The organism is Pseudomonas sp. Mn2068 (assembly GCF_049319725.1).
Lineage (GTDB): Bacteria > Pseudomonadota > Gammaproteobacteria > Pseudomonadales > Pseudomonadaceae > Aquipseudomonas > Aquipseudomonas gingeri.
On the sequence record NZ_JBMOUG010000001.1, the window covers coordinates 105,717 to 120,589 of the forward strand.

Sequence of the window (14,873 nt, forward strand, 5' to 3'; positions counted from 1 at the left end):
GGCTCGAAATGCCGGCAGGACCTAACCTATAGGACGGCGGGCATCCTCAAGCTACGTTGTTGCGCAACTGCTGGGCAATCTTTTCTACACTGGCGGCGTACTCGTCGGCCTTGATCACCCGGCCATAGGAGTCCGTCGCGCCCGGCTTCCAGTTATCACCGCCGTTGTACTTCTGCAGTTGGGAGGTCGTGTCGCCCCCTTTGCTGCCCATGATCAGCGCGGCCATTGCCACCTGATCCGACTGGCTGCCATGGTTGTAGGCGTGCCCGGTCTTTTCCTGGAACTGGCTGGCGTAGGCGGCCCGTGTGCTCGGTTCCACCTGCATGACGCCGTCGCCGCCGCTGGGGCCGGAAAGATCCTTGCCGAAGTTGCTTTCCTGCTTCGACTGCGCCGCCAGCACGTAGGGATCGACGCCGAATTTCTTGCCGGACTCCACGCAATCTTTCCAGAGGCTCTGGGGCATGCCTTTGGGGGCGTTGCCGACATCGGCCGTACTGGCGGCGCCGTCGGCACCTTGCGCTTTCTGCGGGCTGTTGCCGGGTTGAGCCGCGAGGTTCTGCGGCGCGGGCGAAGCGCCGCTGCCTGATGGACGGCTGTTGCCGGCTCCGGCAGCGCCCCCGGCTTTGTCCGAGTCGCTGTCGCTATCGTCCGCGTTGCTACCGCCCATCATTTTCATCAAGGCTTGCAACAGGGACTGCAGCAGCTTGATGACTTCGTCCATGCCACCGGCTTCGCCCTCGTTGCCGGGCGATTGCACCGAGCGGTTATGGGCTGCCGAGGCGTGTGAGGCGTCATGTGTGCCCTCGATTCGCGACGAGGGCGGGGCAAAGTTCACCGCACCACCGTTGCCACTGCCGAACAGCAAGGAGGCGGCAAGGTTGTTCTGTCCGTTGTGGCCAGCCGTTGCGGAGTGTTCGTGTGGCGTGAGGTTCTGCGGAATGAACGCAGATCCTCCGTTTACGGATAACGACATATGTGTGCTCCCTTGTTATCGCAGTGGTGAGATACCCGTCACGCAAGCGGATCTGAAAGGCTCATCGGAACGAGGTCAGAGCCTGTAGAAATACCGCTTGCGTATCGGTGAGTGGTCGGGAGCGTGAATCAGGTTCCTTACTGATTCAGCGGAATCAGCACCGCGTCCTTCTCGTCCATGAACATGAACACCAGCAACCTGGCGGGCTTCTTGTCGCTGGCGTTCTTCGATACCAGGTGTTCGGAGCCGGCCGGTTCGTACCAGGATTGCCCGGCCTTGTAGGTGATCGCCTGTTCACCCTTGACCTGGGAGGTGATCTCGCCTTCCAGCACATAGGCCATGGCCGTGCCCTGGTGCTTGTGGGCAATCGAGGACTGTCCCGGCAGGTAGTCGACCGTCAGCATCATGGCTTTCTTGCCCGGCGCATTGAGCAGCGGGTGTTCTTGCAGCACGGTGATCTTTTCCTGACTGGAACCGGCTTCATGGGCAAAGGCGCCGGTGCTGGCGAGCAGGGTCGCGGCGATCAGGGTCGAGGTGACGAACTTCAGGGTTTTCATGATGTGTTCTCGCGTGGGAGGTGAATGCTGGAGTGCTCATGACTTGAGCGCTCGGAAATCAGGCACTCGGAAATCAAGCGCTCAGTGCTGGAAATCGATGCCGCAAGCCAGGCTGCCCAGCAGGTCGATAAAGCCCTGCAACGCCGGCAACTGGAAATGCGCTTGCAGCGCCGCGGGAGAGTGCCAGTGCCCGGTCACGGTCCAGTCGCCCGCCTCAGCGCCGCACACCACCGAATAGTCCAGGCAGCCGGGTGCCGAGCGCAGTGTTTCGACCAGGGCGTTCAACTGCTGTCCGAGCGCTTCGCTATGCCCCGGGACCGCCTTGAACCGGACAATGTTGATCACGTGAGCGGGCATTCTGGATTCTCCTGTGTGACGGCCGACCCGACGGCAGGGCGGTGTCGACAAAGAGTAGGGCGCGGGGCCGGCCGGACCTATAGCCAATTCCCGGCAAATCCCACGGGCCAATCCGGAGGCGCAGTTGGCCTCCGCAAAAAAGCCGGGATTGGCTATCCGTCATTTGGCGTCCGGGCCTTAGGCTGGGCGTCACTGAATCACGTCAACGAACCACGAGGGAGTCGCGCCTTGGAGCCACGCCTGGATTTCTATACCGCGTCACCCCAGGCTCTCAAGGGGTTGCTGTTGCTGGAAGAGGCCACCTTCGGCCTGTCCATCGAAAAGCCGCTGCTGGACCTGGTGAAGCTGCGGGTCTCGCAACTCAACCATTGCGCGTTCTGCTCCGACCTGCACAGCCAGGAGGCCCGCGGCGGGGGCGAGAGCGAACGGCGCCTGTACGGCATCCCGGCCTGGCGCGACTCGCCGCTGTACAGCGCCCGCGAGCAGGCCGCGCTGGCCTGGAGCGAGGCCCTGACCCTGCTGGCCCACGATCCGGTCAGTGACGAGTTGTATGCCCAGGCCCGCCTGCAGTTCAGCGAGCGCGAACTGGTGGACCTGAGCATGGCGATTGCCGCGATCAATTGCTGGAACCGCCTGGCCGTGGCGTTTCGCCAACCGCTGGCGGTCTGAAGCCACCTTCTTCTCTTACATCTGTACCAAAGAGGTTATCTGCAATGAAACTGATGCACGTCGACGCCAGCGCGAAAGGTGAATGGTCCAACTCCCGGGCGTTGTCCCGGCACTTTATCGAGCAGTTGCGCGAGCTGGGGGTCGAGCTGGAAGTCGATTACCTGGATCTGAGCGTCGAAACCCCGCCCCATGTCACCGAGGCATTCGCGGTGGCGACCTATACCCATCCGCAGGCCCGCACGGAGGCGATGAAGCAGACGCTGGCGTCCTCCGATGCCCTGTGCAAGCGGGTCATGGCTGCCGATGCCTGTCTGTTCGCGATGCCGATGTACAACTGGTCGATGCCTTCGACCTTCAAGGCCTTTATCGACAGCATCACCCGTACCGAACTGACCTACCTGAATACCCCGGAAGGCATCGTCGGCCAGTTGACCCAGCAGAAGGTGCTGTTCCTGACCAGTCGCGGCGCCGACCTGCGGCCGGGCAATCCCATGGCCTGGATGGATGCGCTGACCCCGGCGCTGAAAGCGGCGTTTGCCTTTATCGGTGTGCGGGACCCGCAGTTCGTCGACGCGCAGCCATTGCAGTTTTCCGATGCCGAGGCTCGTCTTGAAGCCCTGGAGCGGGCCAAGGCAGAGCTGGCGGTCGTGGCCCGGCAGTGGGCGCTGCAGGCCGCCTGATCAGGCCGCCGGGCCTACTGCCCCGATGGCGGCCGTTGTGGCTTTACCGAGGTACCGAAGGTATTGCCCATGCGGATACTGGTCGCCGCCGGGGTGGCCAGGCCGACCTGGTTCGGCGCTTTTTTGCTGATGCCGGCCTTCAGGGCTTCCTGGTTTTTCTGATTGGCTTCGGCACTCTCCGGGCTGCTCATCTGCTGACTCAGGCAGTTGTAGTCCGGCGCCTTGTAGCCACCGACACTGACTTCGACGCAGCCGACCGGCGTGGCTTCCGCGGCCTGGCCCGGGCCGGACACACCGGCGGCGAGCAGAAGGATGCAGGCACAACTCGACAGGTACTTCATAAGGCCCTCCTGGCCGACCCCGAAGTGGGGTCCTGGAGCCCTGAGTCTAGTGCAAAGGCCGCACCGGTTGGGTGATGGTTTTTTTGCAGTAGCCGAATGCCAGATAGCCTGTCCAGGCCCTGCCGATGACACTGGCTCCACGGCCGGTTTCCGATCAAAGGTCCTTCGAACTGTCATTTCTGACAGTAGGCATCACTCTCCAGGTAGGTAGAGACTGATTTATCGGTCCGACGTGCAAAGTCGTGGGCTGTTTCCCCTGCACATCAGCCAGGACTGAAAATCCGCATTTTCACGATTTAAACGCAAGGGTGAACCCACATGGCAGACATCGAGGATTTTGAAACGGGAGAAAGCGCGGCGAATACACCGCAGGCAACCACCGGGGAACTGGTCGGTACGCTCACCTCCTTGGGCATCAGCCTGGATTTTGAGACCACGTCAATGTATCGGGGCACAGTCGTATCGGGCGGCACTCGCGTACTGGTGGATATCGGTGACGCGGGTACGGGTAGGCGTAAACTGGAATTCACCCTGTCTGAAGCGGACCTGCCGTCGGGCACCTACCCCCTTCCCAGCGAAAAAATAAAAAACGTCCTCTACGCAACGCAACCGAATAATGAAGGTGCAATCAAGACCTACCCCGTCAAGAGTGGCGAGTTCGTACTGGTCAATCGCGCGCCAGAATTGTACCTGGCGGGCCACTTCAGATTTGAAACCCATCCAGTCGAAAACCTGGCCTATCTGGTTGCGGTTCATCGATTTGAAATCAAGGGACAAAATTGACGATACATCCACCAGGCATCGGCAGTAACCTCGGCACTTTGCCGTGCTTCGGATATCAGCAAACCGCAACGGCCACCCGAGACGCCGTAACAACAGGTTCATAAACAGCCCTCAGGATAGCGGTTTTGAGGGACACGTCAGCAGTGCAGGGACTTCGATCCGTGGCCATGCGTCTGTCGTTTTTTCGCTTGAGCCTGGTGACCGTCGTCCTGGCCTGGCTGGTCGGTGGCGGGTTGTCCGCGTGCCTGGCCGCCGAGCCGCTCATGGTCGATCCCCAGGCCCGCGTCGAACTGGATATTGCCGCCCAGGACCTGGCTGGCGCACTGGATTCCTTCAGTCGCCAGACCGGGATGGCAGTGCTGGTGGATCGCGACCTGACCCGCGCACGGCGTTCGCTGGCGGTTCACGGGCGTTATCGCGCCAGCGAGGCCTTGAGCCTGTTGCTCACCGGCAGCGGGCTGATGGCGCGTTATGCCCGGGCCGATGCCTTTACCTTGCAGGTGGCGCAGGTCAGCGATGTACCGTCGCCCCGGGATCCTGGCGGCAGCAAGGGAGCGGCACTGGCCAGCAGTTATGCCCGGGCGATCCAGCTGGCGATCGAGCAGGCGCTGTGTGCCTTGCCGTTGACCCGGCCGGGGACCTACCGGGCGGTGTTGCAGGTGTGGATCGGCCAGGGCGGCGAGTTGCAGCACAGCCGCCTGGTCAGTTCGACCGGAGATGTTCAGCGCGACGGGGCGCTGGTGGAGCGCTTGCGCACGGTCCGGGTAGAGCGTCCGGCACCGTCGTCGCTGCGCCAGCCCGTGACCCTACTTTTAATGCCGGATTCAGCAGGAACAAGCATGGATTGCACAGAACGCAAAGGAGCCGCCGGAGTATGAAGAATATCGGGCACAGTCCGATGGTCCGGTTGTTCCTGACCTCCTACGACGACTTCAAGGTGCGCCTGCGGCGGCGCTTGGGTTCCGAGGATCTGGCCAATGACGTCCTGCATGAAACCTACCTGCGGGTCGACCGCATGGAAGCACCGCTGAACCTGACCCAACCCAATGCCTACCTGTACCGCATGGCCCTGAATATCGCCGCGGACCGGCGCCAGGCCGATGCCCGGTTGCTGACCGGCGAGGAAGTGGAGGAACTGTTGCAGCTCAGCGACGAAGCCCTCGACCCGGAGCGGGTGGTGGGGGGCCAGAAGGAAATCCAGTCGCTGCTCAAGGCCTTGTATGAATTGCCCCCGCGGCGCCGGCGGATCTTTATCGCCGCCCGCCTGGAAGAGGCGCCGCACCTGGAGATCTCCCAGCGTTTCGGCATCTCCACGCGCATGGTCGAGAAGGAGTTGAAGGCCGCGCTGGGCCATTGCGCGGCCCGCCTGGAAAGAAAAGTGATTCAGCGGTTCGGTCCCGGGGCGGGAAAACCGTCTTAGTAATACATCAGCGAAATCTTCGTGAGTACCTGTGCGCTTGAACACGACTTCCATCACCGAATTGCCGGGCGGCCAGACCGCCCGATTGCAGAGCGAAGCCCAGGATTGGCTGATTCTTCTGACCTCCGGCCAGGCCACCGGCGCCGATGCGCGCGCCCTGCGCCAATGGTGCGAACAAAGCCCCGAGCATGCCCGGGCCTTTGAACAGGCCAAGGTGTTGTGGCAGTCCCTCAAGCCGGCCCTCGAACAGTTGCAGCATCCGCCGCGGGCCCGACATTTCGGGCGCCGGGCGTTTCTCGGCGGGGCGATTGCCGCGTCGGCGGCTTTTTTCCTGGTGCGCGCCACGGTGCCGGGCGGTTTCTCCGGCCTGGGCGCCGACTACACCACTGAGGTCGGCGAGCAACGGCGGGTCGACCTGGCCGATGGCATCAGCCTGGAGCTCAATACCCAGACCCGGATCAATCGCCTGCCTTCGGTCAACGGTGACTCGCAGATCGAACTGGTCAGCGGTGAAGTGGAAGTGCTGGCGCGCACCCAGGCGCCGGTCAAGGTCCAGGCCGGCAGCGGCCTGCTGACGGCGGAACGGGCGCGGTTCAACCTGCGCAATCTCGACCAGAGCGTCTGCGTCACCTGTATCGAAGGCCTGTTGACGGTCGACGTGCAGGGGCGCCGGTTCCGTCTGGAGAGCGGTCGCCAACTGGTGTACGACGCCCATCAGGTCGGCGAGCTGCAGAATGCCGATCCGTCGGCGGTGATCGCCTGGCGCAACAAGATGCTGGTGTTCAACGACGCTACCCTGGCCAGCGTGATCAGCGAGATCAACCGCTACCGGCCGGGCATGCTGGTGTTGCTCAACAGCGAGCTGGGCAAGCGCAAGGTGCAGGCGCGTTTCAGTCTCGATCAACTGGCGGGCGTGGCCTTGCTGATCCGCGATGCCTACGGTGCCAAGTGCACCGAATTGCCGGGCGGGGTGGTGTTGCTCAGCTAGTGTTGTTGTGGTGCCTGTTGGGGCCTCTTCGCGGGCAAGCCCGCTCCCACGGTTAAAATTCCCATTGCGGGGCCTCGCGCCCCTGAAAATCCCTGATTCACCCGTGTTCCCTTGTGGGAGCGGGCTTGCCCGCGAAAGGGCCCTCAAGATTTGCCACCCATTCCCGAGTTCACTCCAGCGGCCCCAGCACCTGCCGATAGCGCTCCAGCCCTTGCGGTGTATTGCGCACCAGGCTGATCTCCAGTCCCGTCGGGTTGTCCTGCTGAGTGCCGGTCAGTCGCCGCCAGCCCTTGCCGGGCTGCCATACCCGCAGTTCCATCGACGTCACCTGCTCCAGTACCGCCACGCCGTCCTTGGGCGCCGGCAACGGGAAGCGCGTACGGGCAGGCGCCACCGCGCGATACAGCGTGCCGCCCTGCAACCACCAGCGCACCCGCTGCAGGCTGCCGTCCTGTTCCGCGGCCGTGCGAATCAGGTCGAGGCGAAAGCCCTTGCCGTCCGGGCTGCGCACCGTCAGGGCAGCGGGTGCCTGCGACGGTAGCGGCTCCTTGTCGGCAATCGGCGGTTCCACCAGTTCGATACCGGCACGCAAGGCCACGTCACGCTCCAGTTGGCCCAGCGCCGCCAGCAGTTGACGGGTCTGTCCGGCGCTGGCCTTGAGGTGTTCGTCGGCGCGATTGACGCTGTCCAGGCCACGCCAGGCAATGATGCTGACCACCGCCATGAGCATGATCGCGATCATCACTTCGATCAGGGTAAAGCCGGCCTGGCGCTTCATTGCACGCGAATCTCGCCATTGGCAGCGCGCACCACGCCGATGCTGTGCTGGCCGTCGGAAAGCGAGACACGTAGCGGTGGTGCGATCCATTCGGCGTCCAGCACCAGGCTCTTGCCACGGTCGAGTTGCACCTGCATCGGTGTGCTTTGCCAGCGGGTCGGGCGCAGTTGCGGGTCGCCGTTGAATTGTTCGAGGCCGCCCTGGATATCCGCGCGACTGAAGCGATAGCCCCTGGCGTCGCTCAGCCAGCGGATCGGCCGGCCATCGGCGCGGGCTTCGGCCTGGGCCACCTGCAGGGCCTGGGCCAGGCGCTCGGCGTCCTTGCGCAGCAATTGCAGCGGATCGGGCTTGATGCTCAGGCTGATGGCCGCGCTGGCGATGCCGATGATCACCAGCACGACCATCAGTTCGATCAGGGTAAAACCCGCCTGGGCAGGGTATGGGGCATCCATTCGACAAGGCTCCTTGAGTCTCCTTGCATGCTGCGCGGCAAAGATGATGGGCGTGTGAAATAAAAACGTGAGAATTGCCTGTTAGGCTGAAAAGGTTTCGGATCACCCACGGAAAAGGAGCCTCGACGATGCAATGGACCCCGCGTTTTTCCCAGCCCCAGATTGTCCAGTCGGTGGGCCTGCTCGCGGCCCTGGCGGGCGCGGTGGTCTGGTCGACGCTGCTGCTGACCCCGGCCGTGTCCCAGGTGCCCGAGGGCCAGTCGCCGGGCGCGGTCGCGCGCAGTGACAATCCGGCGCTGCAGTGGTTTTCCAATCAGCCGGCGCAGCTCGATATCAAGGTTTCCGGAGTGATGGCCGGCGTGCGCGGCGCGGTGGCGATTCTCAGCCTGAACGACGGTCCGCCCCGCAGCTTTCTGGCCGGCGAGCGCCTGGGGCAGGGGGTGAAGCTGCTGGCAATCGAGGGCGACGGCATTCTGATCGAGCGTGGCACGGAAAAACTGCACCTGACCGTGACCCGTCTCAGCGAGGCGCCGTTCCTGCCGAAACTGACCCGACCCTGAGGTCCGACACCGCCGGCGGCGGACTCAACAGGGTCTCCAGCCGCGCGAGCGGCGGCGCCTCGTGGCGTCGATCGAGCACCAGGATCTCGACCCTGAACAGCCGCGGACCGCCCCCCGGCCCGATGGTCTGGTCGCAGCGCAGGGCCATGCGGCCCTGATCGCATTCAAAGGATTTGCGCCCAAGGGGCAGGCGGCCCTCCAGGCGTAGCTCGGCCAGGCGACTCTGTGCCGCCAGCAGGGCCATGGAACGGTCGCGCAACAGACCGTTGCTCTGGGTCATCAGACCAGCCACGCGGATCGCCGCGGCCATCGCCACGGCAATGATTGCCAGGGCCACCAGCACTTCGATCAGGGTAAAGCCGCGTTGGCGGGGAGGGCGTTGCATGGGCGTCTCGGAACGGGAAACCGAGGCAGGAGCCTAGCGCGCTTGTTTGACCGCTTGCTGACCAAAGCTCCCGAGCTTTTTCTCCCGGGGCTGTCTGCGGGCGTAGGTCGTGCTGCGCTGAGTGGATCTGCATGGGAATGGTGGCCTGTGTGGGAGCGGAGCTTGCCCGCGAAGAAAGCGATACGGAGAACCTGGGGCACCGCGTTGCCCCATTCGCGGGCAAGCCCGCTCCCACAGATCCACAGCTCTACAGATCCACAGACCCACAGCCCCGCCTGGTCCGGTACAGAAACCAAGGCCCTGTTCACCCGAGGATTTTCAATACCAGTGACATATCTTCTTGCAACAATCCGCCGCGAATCGAATCAAGCCAAGGATTGTCGAGATGGATATCGCGCGCATCAATTCCCGTTCCAGCACTCGTCGGGCACAGCAGGGATTCACGCTGATCGAGATCATGGTGGTGGTGGTCATCCTCGGAATTCTCGCCGCCATGGTGGTACCCAAGGTCCTCGATCGTCCCGACCAGGCCCGGGCCACCGCGGCCAGGCAGGACATCGGCGGATTGATGCAGGCGCTCAAGCTCTATCGCCTCGATCACGGCGGCTATCCGAGCCAGAACCAGGGCCTGAAGATCCTCGCCGAGCGTCCGGCGAACGCCAAGGACAGCAACTGGCGCTCCTACCTGGAGCGCCTGCCCAACGATCCGTGGGGGCGTCCTTACCAGTACCTCAATCCTGGCGCCAATGGCGAAGTCGACGTGTTTTCCCTGGGTGCCGACGGCAAGCCGGACGGTGACGGGGTCAATGCCGATATCGGCTCCTGGCAACTGTAGCGCCAGCCATGAACGCCTATTCGCTGACAGCGGCGAAGCAACAGGGCATGGCGATCATCAGCGCCTTGCTGATCGCCGCCGTGGTGGCGGTGATCGCCGGCGGCATGCTCACCCGCGAGACGGTCTTTACCCGTGGCCTGGAGGCCGAGCAACTGCGGGTCCAGGGCTCCTGGCAGTTGCGCGGCGGCCTTGAGCTCAGTCGCCAATTGTTGTGGGAAGCCCGCCAGCGCGATCCGTTGACCCATCTGGCGCAAGCCTGGGCCCAACCCTTCGTCGCCTCGTCGTCGGGCGAGCGTGGCAGCCAGTTCGACGGACGCCTGGAGGACGAGCAGGGCAAGTTCAACCTGCGCAACCTGGTGCAGGACGAGCGGGTCGACGCCGAACAGATGCAGGGCTTTGCCCGCCTGTGCGAGTTGCTCGGCGTCAAGGCGGCGGTGGGCCAGCGTATCGCCCAGCGGGTGATCGCCTCCTATCCACGGGTGTCGGACCCCGACCGCGTGCCGGCGACGACCGTGCGCGGCAGTTTCGACAGCGGCCGGCTGACCTCGCCCGGAGCCGCCCTCAAGCCACTGCCGGCGACCCGGCCGATGCTGCGCAGCCTGCAGGACCTCAGGAGCGTCGAGGGTGTGGATGAGCAGACCCTGGCCTTGCTCGCGCCCCATGTGACCATCCTGCCGGCCAACACCTGGGTCAACGGCAATACCGCGACCGCCGAGGTGCTGGCGTCCCAGGTCCCGGGACTGTCACCGCAACGTGCCCGTGGCCTGATCAACGAGCGCGATGCGGGGCAGTGGTTCATCAACCGCGGCGACTTCGTCAATCGCCTGCGCATGCCGCAACTGATCGTCACCGATATCAAGGTCGGGATCACCAGCGACTGGTTCCTGCTCACCGGGCAATCGCGTGGCGAGCGGCGTCGCGTCAGCCTGGCGGCGCTGTTGCACCGCAGCCAGGAGCAGATGCCCCAGGTGATCTGGTCGCGGGTGGGCGTATGACGTTGCTCCGCGTGGCGCTGTCGCCCTTGGACAGCCTGGGCCTCGACAGTCCGCTGGCCTTTGCCCGGCTGGATCGCCAGGGCCAGGTCGAAGCAACCGGCGAGGCCAGCCTGGCGCACCTGGCCCAGGCGCATAAAGGCCTGGCCGTGGAGTGTTACCTGCATCCACGGGACAGCCTGCTGGCCAGTCTCGAACTGCCGGTCCTGGCGCCGGCGAAGGTTCGCGCGGCGGTCGACTGTGCTGCCCAGGCGTTGATCCTCGGCGGCTGCGAGTCGATGCATATCGTCCATGGCCCACGGGACACCGAGGGCCAGGTCCAGATCGCCTGGCTGCAACGCGCTGCGCTGGAACGCTTCGGCGCGTTGTTGCGACAGGCCGGGATCAAGCTGCGCGGCCTGTATCCGGCCGCCGGTTGCCTGCCGGTGATTGCCGGCGAGCCGGTGGTGGAGGCCCTGGATGAACACCTGCTGATCCGCCTGGGCACCGACCGGGCCGAGGTGCATCCGGATATCGATCAGGCGCTGGCGCAACTGCTCGGACGGGGCGAGGTGCTGCACTGGCTGGGCGAGCCGCCGCTGAGCCATGCCCTGGTCCAGGCATTGCCCGCCAATCGGCGCTGGAGCGGCCCGGCACCGACCTGGGGCTTGCACGGCGCGTTGCGTCAGCCGGGGGTCGAAGGCGGTCACTGGGGCCGGGCGCTGGCCTGCTGTGCGCTGGCCGTGGTGGTCTGGGCGGTGGGCCTGAACCTCTATGCGGCGCGGCAGGTCGAGCAGGGCCAGCAGCTCAAGTCGTGGATGGTACAGCGGGTCAAGCAGGCCTTTCCGGCGCTGCCGATGGTGCTCAATCCCCTGCAGCAGGCCCGTCAGCAACTGACCCAGCGGCAGACGGCCGGTGACGGCGACAGCGATTTTTCCCGACTGGTCCAGCAGGCCGGCCTGGCCATGCCGTTCATGGTCGGTGGCGTGCAAAGCCTGGTGTTCGACAACGGTGAACTGCACCTCGATACCCTGCCGGACATGCGCAAGCCGGGCAACGGCGGTACCTGGCAGGCCACGCTGGTCCAGGCTGGCGTGCTGGCCACGCCGGCGCCCGAAGGCTGGACCCTCAGGGTCCAGGCCGAACCGATACAACCGGTGGCGGAGGCGGAAAATGAATAACCCCTGGTTGAACCGGTATCGGGCCCGCTGGCAGGTCCTGGCAAGTCAGGCGCCGGCGTACTGGAGCGGCCTGGCGTTGCGCGAAAAACGCCTGGTCAGCGGCATGGCCCTCGGTGTCTCGGCGCTGTTCGTCTGGCTGGTACTGATCCAGCCGCCGCTGAAGAAAATCGATTTCTGGGCGCTGGAAACTCCCAGGCTGCGCACCCAGGCCCAGACCCTCGACAGCTTGCTGCAAGGCCTGGCGATGCCGGGCGTCGACGGTGTCGAGCCGGGGCTGCGCGCCAGCCTCGAAGCCAGCGGGCTGGCCGGGCATTACCAATTGCAGGGCAGTGCCGAAGGCTGGCTGCTGACCTTCGACGACGCCCCGGCCGATGCGCTGGTGGGCTGGCTGCTGGGCAACCCCCGTTCTTTCACCCTGGAAGTGGTCGAGGCCCGTCTGCAACGCACGGGTGCGACCGAACTCGATGGCTCGGCCGGCCGATTGTCCGGAACCGTTCGCATGGATCAGGCGCGTGGCGCTAAGGAAGCTTCATGAAGTGGTCAGGTTCTTTGTATGGGTTGCGTTGTCGGCAAGCGGCGGCCCCGTGGTTGCTGCTGGCGTTGACGGCGTGCAGCAGCGGCACGACACCGCAGGCTCCGCTGCTGGTGGAAAGCGAGCTGGGCCGGCCACTGGGCTCGACGGTCAAGAGCGGCGACGCCGTGGCGGATCGGCAGCGGGTCCAGGCCCAGGTCGAACAGCAACGGCGCGTGCAACATCCGCTGAACACCACGGGGAAAGGCAAGGGTGCTGCCGGTAAAAGCCTGCCGGCGAGCAACCCCCTGGGTGACCAGCCCGTGCAACTGAATTTTGTCGACGCCGATATCCAGGCGGTGGTCCGCGCCTTGTCGCGCTCCACCGGGCGGCAGTTCCTGGTCGATCCGCGGGTCAAGGGCAACCTGACCCTGGTTTCCGAAGGCGAAGTGCCGGCCCACCGGGCCTATGACATGTTGCTGGCGGCCTTGCGCATGCAGGGTTTCAGCGTGGTCGATGTCGGCGGTGTCAGCCAGGTGGTGCCGGAAGCGGACGCCAAGCTGCTGGGCGGGCCGATCTACAGTGCCGATCGCCCGGCGGAAAACGGCATGCTGACCCGCACCTTCCGCCTGCAATACGAGAATGCGGTCAACCTGATCCCGGTGCTGCGGCCGATCGTTTCGCCGAACAACCCGATCAATGCCTATCCTGGCAACAACACCGTGGTCATCACCGACTATGCGGAGAACCTGCAGCGGGTGGCGAGCCTGATCGCCAGCATCGATACTCCGAGCGCCATCGACACCGACGTGGTGACGATCCAGAACGGCATCGCCAGCGATATCGCCAGCATGGTCGCCGAGCTGCTGGAGAACCAGGGCAACGATCCGACCCAGAAGATCAGCGTGCTCGGCGACCCGCGCTCCAACTCGATCATCATCCGCGCCAGCAGCCCGGAGCGTACGCAACTGGCGCGGGAACTGATCTACAAGCTCGACAATGCCCAGAGCAATCCGAGCAACCTGCATGTGGTGTACCTGCGCAACGCCCAGGCCGGCAAGCTGGCCCAGGCCCTGCGCGGCCTGCTCACCGGTGAAAGCGACAGCGGCGAAGGGCAGGGCGACCCGACCCGGGCGATGCTCAGTGGTGGCGGGAGCAACAGCAGCAGTCAGAACAACCAGAACAGCAGCCAGGCCAATGGCAGCACCCAGGGCAGCACCGCCACCAGCGCCAGCAGCGGCTCGGTTTACGGCCAGGGCGCCCGCTCCGGCGCCAGCCAGGCCGGTGGCGCGACCGCGTCCGGCGAGCAGAACGTGGCGTTTTCCGCCGGTGGCGTGACCATCCAGGCCGATGCCACCACCAACACCTTGCTGATCTCCGCACCGGAGCCGTTGTACCGCAACCTGCGCGAGGTCATCGACCTGCTCGACCAGCGTCGCGCCCAGGTGGTGATCGAAAGCCTGATCGTCGAAGTCAGCGAAGACGACGCCAATGAGTTCGGCGTGCAATGGCAGAGCGGCAACCTCGGTGGCAACGGTGTGATCGGTGGCGTCAACCTCGGCGGCGCCGGGCTGGTCACCACCGCCAAGAACAGCATCGATGCCTTGCCCCAGGGCCTGAGTGTCGGCGTGGTCCGCGGCGCCGTGGACATTCCCGGGATCGGCCGGGTGATGGACCTCAAGGTGCTGGCCAAGGCCCTGAAAAGCAAGGGCGGCTCCAATGTGCTGTCAACGCCGAACCTGCTGACCCTGGACAACGAAGTGGCGAGCATCTTCGTCGGCCAGACCATTCCCTTTGTCAGCGGCCAGTACGTGACCAACGGCAGCAACTCGAGCAACAACCCGTTCCAGACCATCCAGCGCGAGGAAGTCGGTCTCAAGCTCAATGTCCGTCCGCAGATCTCCGAGGGCGGCACGGTCAAGCTGGACATCTACCAGGAAGTCAGCAGCGTCGATGATCGCGCCACCGCGACGGCCGCCGGCACCGTGACCAACAAGCGCGCGATCGACACCAGCATCCTGCTTGACGACGGGCAGATCATGGTCCTCGGCGGCCTGTTGCAGGACGGCTACACCCAGAGCAACGACGGCGTGCCGTTCCTGTCGGACATCCCCGGCATCGGCGCGCTGTTTCGCCACGAACGACGTACCACCAACAAGACCAACCTGATGGTGTTCCTGCGGCCCTACATCATTCGCGATGGTGCAGCGGGGCGGGCGATCACCTTGAATCGCTACGACTTTATCCGCCGCGCCCAGGGCAGCCTGCAGCCGGATCGCAACTGGGCCATGCCGGACATGCAGGCGCCGCAGTTGCCGAATGCCGCCGAGGCGATCCCCGGTTCGCAGCCGTCGCCCGTGCCGCAGACGCCACGGGCGCCGATCCGCGCGGTGCCGGTGTCGCTCAATGACAGGTCGCAGCCATGAAACCCT

General features: G+C 64.8%; 19 protein-coding genes. 12 read left to right on the plus strand and 7 right to left on the minus strand.

Annotated features, from left to right (window positions below):
• Positions 1-46: 46 nt before the first annotated feature.
• The 3 genes from ACL9RJ_RS00520 to ACL9RJ_RS00530 form a co-directional block, all read right to left on the minus strand.
• A complete protein-coding gene (locus tag ACL9RJ_RS00520; RefSeq protein WP_083875316.1) occupies positions 47-973 on the minus strand; it encodes a transglycosylase SLT domain-containing protein in 927 nt (308 codons plus the stop codon).
• A 137-nt stretch (positions 974-1,110) separates the two neighbouring features.
• On the minus strand, positions 1,111-1,530 hold the full coding sequence (locus tag ACL9RJ_RS00525; protein WP_017126018.1) for a cupin domain-containing protein: 420 nt from the start codon (positions 1,528-1,530) through the stop codon (positions 1,111-1,113).
• An 81-nt stretch (positions 1,531-1,611) separates the two neighbouring features.
• On the minus strand, positions 1,612-1,887 hold the full coding sequence (locus ACL9RJ_RS00530) for a putative quinol monooxygenase (RefSeq protein WP_178989715.1): 276 nt from the start codon (positions 1,885-1,887) through the stop codon (positions 1,612-1,614).
• Positions 1,888-2,115: 228 nt separating this feature from the next.
• Here ACL9RJ_RS00530 and ACL9RJ_RS00535 point away from each other — a divergent pair, with 228 nt between their 5' ends.
• Both ACL9RJ_RS00535 and ACL9RJ_RS00540 read left to right on the plus strand, forming a co-directional pair.
• Positions 2,116-2,556 (plus strand): carboxymuconolactone decarboxylase family protein, encoded by a 441-nt coding sequence (locus tag ACL9RJ_RS00535; RefSeq protein WP_178989713.1) that lies wholly within the window; start codon positions 2,116-2,118, stop codon positions 2,554-2,556.
• A gap of 44 nt (positions 2,557-2,600) precedes the next feature.
• Positions 2,601-3,236 carry an FMN-dependent NADH-azoreductase gene (locus ACL9RJ_RS00540; protein WP_178989711.1) on the plus strand — a complete coding sequence of 212 codons (636 nt, stop codon included), beginning with the start codon at positions 2,601-2,603 and terminating at the stop codon, positions 3,234-3,236.
• Positions 3,237-3,250: 14 nt separating this feature from the next.
• Here the strand turns inward: ACL9RJ_RS00540 and ACL9RJ_RS00545 are convergent, their stop codons facing one another.
• Positions 3,251-3,577 (minus strand): hypothetical protein, encoded by a 327-nt coding sequence (locus tag ACL9RJ_RS00545; RefSeq protein WP_017126014.1) that lies wholly within the window; start codon positions 3,575-3,577, stop codon positions 3,251-3,253.
• A 318-nt stretch (positions 3,578-3,895) separates the two neighbouring features.
• On the opposite strand from ACL9RJ_RS00545, the gene ACL9RJ_RS00550 reads away from it, so the two are divergent.
• The 4 genes from ACL9RJ_RS00550 to ACL9RJ_RS00565 all read left to right on the plus strand — a co-directional run bounded on the left by ACL9RJ_RS00550 (position 3,896) and on the right by ACL9RJ_RS00565 (position 6,768).
• A complete protein-coding gene (locus ACL9RJ_RS00550) occupies positions 3,896-4,360 on the plus strand; it encodes a hypothetical protein (protein ID WP_177083051.1) in 465 nt (154 codons plus the stop codon).
• Positions 4,361-4,527: 167 nt separating this feature from the next.
• A complete protein-coding gene (locus ACL9RJ_RS00555) occupies positions 4,528-5,238 on the plus strand; it encodes a TonB-dependent outer membrane receptor (RefSeq protein ID WP_244861735.1) in 711 nt (236 codons plus the stop codon).
• A complete protein-coding gene (locus ACL9RJ_RS00560; protein WP_103032684.1) occupies positions 5,235-5,780 on the plus strand; it encodes a sigma-70 family RNA polymerase sigma factor in 546 nt (181 codons plus the stop codon). The genes ACL9RJ_RS00555 and ACL9RJ_RS00560 overlap by 4 nt, the downstream gene beginning before the upstream one ends.
• Before the next feature lie 37 nt (positions 5,781-5,817).
• Positions 5,818-6,768 (plus strand): FecR family protein, encoded by a 951-nt coding sequence (locus ACL9RJ_RS00565; protein ID WP_177083041.1) that lies wholly within the window; start codon positions 5,818-5,820, stop codon positions 6,766-6,768.
• A gap of 169 nt (positions 6,769-6,937) precedes the next feature.
• On the opposite strand, the gene ACL9RJ_RS00570 is transcribed toward ACL9RJ_RS00565, so the two are convergent.
• Together ACL9RJ_RS00570 and gspH are read right to left on the minus strand one after the other, a co-directional pair.
• A complete protein-coding gene (locus ACL9RJ_RS00570) occupies positions 6,938-7,546 on the minus strand; it encodes a type II secretion system protein GspJ (protein ID WP_177118037.1) in 609 nt (202 codons plus the stop codon).
• Positions 7,543-7,998 carry a type II secretion system minor pseudopilin GspH gene (gspH, locus tag ACL9RJ_RS00575; protein ID WP_177083039.1) on the minus strand — a complete coding sequence of 152 codons (456 nt, stop codon included), beginning with the start codon at positions 7,996-7,998 and terminating at the stop codon, positions 7,543-7,545. The genes ACL9RJ_RS00570 and gspH overlap by 4 nt, the downstream gene beginning before the upstream one ends.
• 128 nt (positions 7,999-8,126) lie before the next feature.
• On the opposite strand from gspH, the gene ACL9RJ_RS00580 reads away from it, so the two are divergent.
• The gene (locus ACL9RJ_RS00580; protein ID WP_177118036.1) at positions 8,127-8,558 is read left to right on the plus strand and encodes a general secretion pathway protein GspC; all 432 of its coding nucleotides are present in this window, start codon (positions 8,127-8,129) and stop codon (positions 8,556-8,558) included.
• On the opposite strand, the gene gspI is transcribed toward ACL9RJ_RS00580, so the two are convergent.
• Positions 8,518-8,943: a type II secretion system minor pseudopilin GspI gene (gene gspI / locus ACL9RJ_RS00585; RefSeq protein WP_017126006.1), complete on the minus strand. Its 426-nt coding sequence runs from the start codon at positions 8,941-8,943 to the stop codon at positions 8,518-8,520. The genes ACL9RJ_RS00580 and gspI overlap by 41 nt on opposite strands.
• Positions 8,944-9,328: 385 nt before the next feature.
• Here gspI and gspG point away from each other — a divergent pair, with 385 nt between their 5' ends.
• From gspG to gspD, 5 genes are read left to right on the plus strand one after another with little or no spacing between them, the layout of a single operon-like run.
• Entirely contained in the window at positions 9,329-9,778 is a 450-nt protein-coding gene (gspG, locus tag ACL9RJ_RS00590) for a type II secretion system major pseudopilin GspG (RefSeq protein ID WP_017126005.1), read from the plus strand.
• Between the two features lie 8 nt (positions 9,779-9,786).
• Positions 9,787-10,773: a type II secretion system minor pseudopilin GspK gene (gene gspK, locus ACL9RJ_RS00595; RefSeq protein ID WP_017126004.1), complete on the plus strand. Its 987-nt coding sequence runs from the start codon at positions 9,787-9,789 to the stop codon at positions 10,771-10,773.
• Positions 10,770-11,930: a type II secretion system protein GspL gene (gene gspL, locus ACL9RJ_RS00600; protein WP_422764723.1), complete on the plus strand. Its 1,161-nt coding sequence runs from the start codon at positions 10,770-10,772 to the stop codon at positions 11,928-11,930. Before gspK ends, gspL begins: the two co-directional genes overlap by 4 nt.
• On the plus strand, positions 11,923-12,465 hold the full coding sequence (gene gspM / locus ACL9RJ_RS00605; RefSeq protein WP_042935274.1) for a type II secretion system protein GspM: 543 nt from the start codon (positions 11,923-11,925) through the stop codon (positions 12,463-12,465). Before gspL ends, gspM begins: the two co-directional genes overlap by 8 nt.
• Positions 12,462-14,867 carry a type II secretion system secretin GspD gene (gene gspD / locus ACL9RJ_RS00610; RefSeq protein WP_017126001.1) on the plus strand — a complete coding sequence of 802 codons (2,406 nt, stop codon included), beginning with the start codon at positions 12,462-12,464 and terminating at the stop codon, positions 14,865-14,867. The genes gspM and gspD overlap by 4 nt, the downstream gene beginning before the upstream one ends.
• Positions 14,868-14,873: the final 6 nt, after the last annotated feature.